Origin of the sequence: Caldimonas sp. (assembly GCF_046289365.1) — a bacterium.
Classification (GTDB): domain Bacteria; phylum Pseudomonadota; class Gammaproteobacteria; order Burkholderiales; family Burkholderiaceae_C; genus Caldimonas.
The window spans coordinates 1-2,487 of the sequence record NZ_JBKBVU010000307.1; the positions used below are offsets into that span (position 1 = coordinate 1).

A 2,487-nucleotide genomic window follows, 5' to 3' on the forward strand; every position below is an offset into this window, starting at 1 on the left:
GAGCGGGCAACCTGCCCGCCGTCACCGGGGCGTCCGGTCCGCGCGTGCTGGGCGCCCTGCACCACGCCTGAAGCCCCGAAGCCCCCCCAAAACGAACGGCGCGCCCGAGGGCGCGCCGCACAGGATCGGAGAAGGAGCGGCTCAGACCGAGAAGCTCGAACCGCAGCCGCAGGTGGTCGTGGCGTTCGGGTTTTTGATCACGAACTGGGCACCCTGCAGGTCTTCCTTGTAGTCGATCTCGGCGCCGACGAGATACTGCAGGCTCATCGCATCGATCAGCAGGGTGACGCCGTTCTTCTGCATCTGCGTATCGTCTTCGTTGACGACCTCGTCGAAGGTGAAGCCATACTGGAAGCCCGAACAACCGCCCCCCTGCACGAACACGCGCAGCTTCAGGTCGGGGTTGCCTTCCTCGTCGACGAGCTGCTTGACCTTCTCGGCAGCGCTGTCAGTGAAGATCAGCGGGGCGGGCATCTCGGCGGTGGGGGTTTCAAGGACGGCACTCATGCAAACTCCTGGTGGGCCGACGCGGCCCGGTGACCGGATTATCCGTTATTGGACGCCAGCTTCAACGCAGCAGCCCCGCTGCCGGCCGACTCGGCGGCCGGCCCGGGCGCATCGCCCTTGAGCGGGTGCAACTCCCCGTCGATCGTGGCCCCCTGGTGCATCTCCAGGGATTCGTAACGCACCGGCCCGATGATGCGGGCACGCGGCTGCAATTCGAGCAGGTCTTCGGCCTCCACGGGGCCCTCGACGATCCCGTTGATGATGACATGGCCGGCCTTGACCTTGCCGCGGACCCGGGCTTTCTCGCTGATGACCAGCACACTCGGCGCCTCGCCCTGGGCCACAACGTCGCCCAGCACTTCGCCGTCGATGCGCAGCCCCTCGGCGAAGGCGACGCGCCCTTCGATGCGGGTGCCCTCGCCGATGAGGGTGCGGATGGGGGGCTGCTTCTTGCGTCCGAACATGGTGCTCTCCAACGTGGTGGCCACCCGAGGCGGCAGCGGCAAGGTGCCGCCTGGGTTGCTCGTGCGAATGTCGATGTCCCGCCCGGCCCTGGCCTGGCTGCGGCACGCACGCCCGCCGCGGGCTTGTTCCCAGCGGCGCTGCGGCTTCAGAGCTTGAGCGTCTGCTGAGCCCGCACCGTGCCGTCGGCATCGGTCACGCGGACTTCGAGTTGTTGTACCACGGCCGTCGGCGGAAAGTCGATGATGCCCTGCACACGTTTGTAATGTTTTACGACCACGGCACGCGCCCCTTCCGCCCGGGTCTGGCTCCACGGCCGGCCGTCGAGCGTGCCCACGAGCCGGATCTCGTAGAGCCCGCGGAATTCAGGCTGGGTGCGGCCGTTTTGCATGATGAGCAATTGGTAACGCATCTGCCCGGGCTGGGCAACCTCGGCCTGCAAACCCCGCACCGCCAGCGGCCCGCCGGTGGCCGGCAGCAGACGCTCGAAGAACCCCAGGTCGTCCTGCAAGGCCAGGTTCTCGGCTTCGAGCTGCCGCATCTGCTCGGCCAGGCGTTCCTGGGCGGCGCGCTCCATCTTCAGCAGGCTTTCGGCCGCATTGGCAATCGACTGGGCCTGGTCGCGCTCCTCGCGCAACTGGCGCAGTTCGGCCTGCAGGCGCGCCAGCTCGGCGCGCTCGACCCGGTCAAGCCCGGCGATGTCCTTGCCGAACTCGAAGGCCCACAGCGCGATGGCGCCGGAAAAGCCCAGCACCAGCGCCAGGGCGGCCCAGCGCAGCGGCCAGGGCAGATGGCTGCGCACGATCATGCGCGGGGCACTGACCGACAGCCGCCGCCTGATCAGCTTCCAGCGCAAGCGCGGTCTCCGACGACGCGGTTCAAGGCAGCACCGGCACTTGCAGCAGGCCGGTGGTTTCGTCCAGGCCGCACATCAGGTTCATGCACTGCACGGCCTGACCCGAGGCGCCCTTGGTGAGGTTGTCTTCCACGACCAGCACCATGGCCAGGTCGGGCGCAGGCTTGTGCACCGCGATGCGCACGAAGTTGGACGCGCGCACCGAGCGGGTCTCGGGCGCCGAGCCGGCCGGCATCACGTCCACGAAGGGTTCATGGCGGTAGTGGTCCTCGAACAGGGCCTGCAGGTCGGTTTGCTGGCCGGTGGGCGTCAGACGGGCGTAGAGCGTGGAGTGGATGCCGCGAATGGCCGGGATCAGGTGCGGCACGAACACACAGTGCACCTCGGAGGAGCCCGGGGCCACGCCGGCGATCACGCGCAACTGCTGATTGATCTCGGGCCCGTGGCGGTGGCCCTTGACGCCATAGGCCTTGAAGTTGTCGGACGCTTCGGCCAGCAAAGTGTGCACCTCGGCCTTGCGGCCCGCGCCCGACACCCCCGAGGCACAGTTGGCGATCAGGTGGGCTGCATCGACCAGACCCGGCGTCTTGAGCAGCGGCGCAAAGCCGAGCTGGACGCTGGTGGGATAGCAGCCGGGGTTGCCGACGATGCGAGCCTTGCGG

The 2,487-nt window shown here is 68.2% G+C and carries 4 protein-coding genes; all 4 read right to left on the bottom strand.

Annotated elements, in window-relative coordinates:
- Nucleotides 1-141 precede the first annotated feature (141 nt).
- Nucleotides 142-507 carry an iron-sulfur cluster insertion protein ErpA gene (gene erpA / locus ACK42S_RS17385; protein WP_409710552.1) on the bottom strand — a complete coding sequence of 122 codons (366 nt, stop codon included), beginning with the start codon at nucleotides 505-507 and terminating at the stop codon, nucleotides 142-144.
- A gap of 38 nt (nucleotides 508-545) precedes the next feature.
- On the bottom strand, nucleotides 546-971 hold the full coding sequence (locus ACK42S_RS17390; RefSeq protein ID WP_409710554.1) for a polymer-forming cytoskeletal protein: 426 nt from the start codon (nucleotides 969-971) through the stop codon (nucleotides 546-548).
- Nucleotides 972-1,117: 146 nt separating this feature from the next.
- Nucleotides 1,118-1,825 (bottom strand): DUF6776 family protein, encoded by a 708-nt coding sequence (locus ACK42S_RS17395; protein ID WP_409710557.1) that lies wholly within the window; start codon nucleotides 1,823-1,825, stop codon nucleotides 1,118-1,120.
- A 22-nt stretch (nucleotides 1,826-1,847) separates the two neighbouring features.
- Nucleotides 1,848-2,487 (bottom strand): Asd/ArgC dimerization domain-containing protein (locus ACK42S_RS17400; protein WP_409710560.1); only part of this gene is annotated, 640 nt, incomplete at its 5' end.

Bases quoted from the DNA above. Each gene is read 5' to 3' on its own strand.
- erpA (WP_409710552.1), bottom strand. From the start codon at position 507: ATGAGTGCCGTCCTTGAAACCCCCACCGCCGAGATGCCCGCCCCGCTG.
- ACK42S_RS17390 (WP_409710554.1), bottom strand. From the start codon at position 971: ATGTTCGGACGCAAGAAGCAGCCCCCCATCCGCACCCTCATCGGCGAG.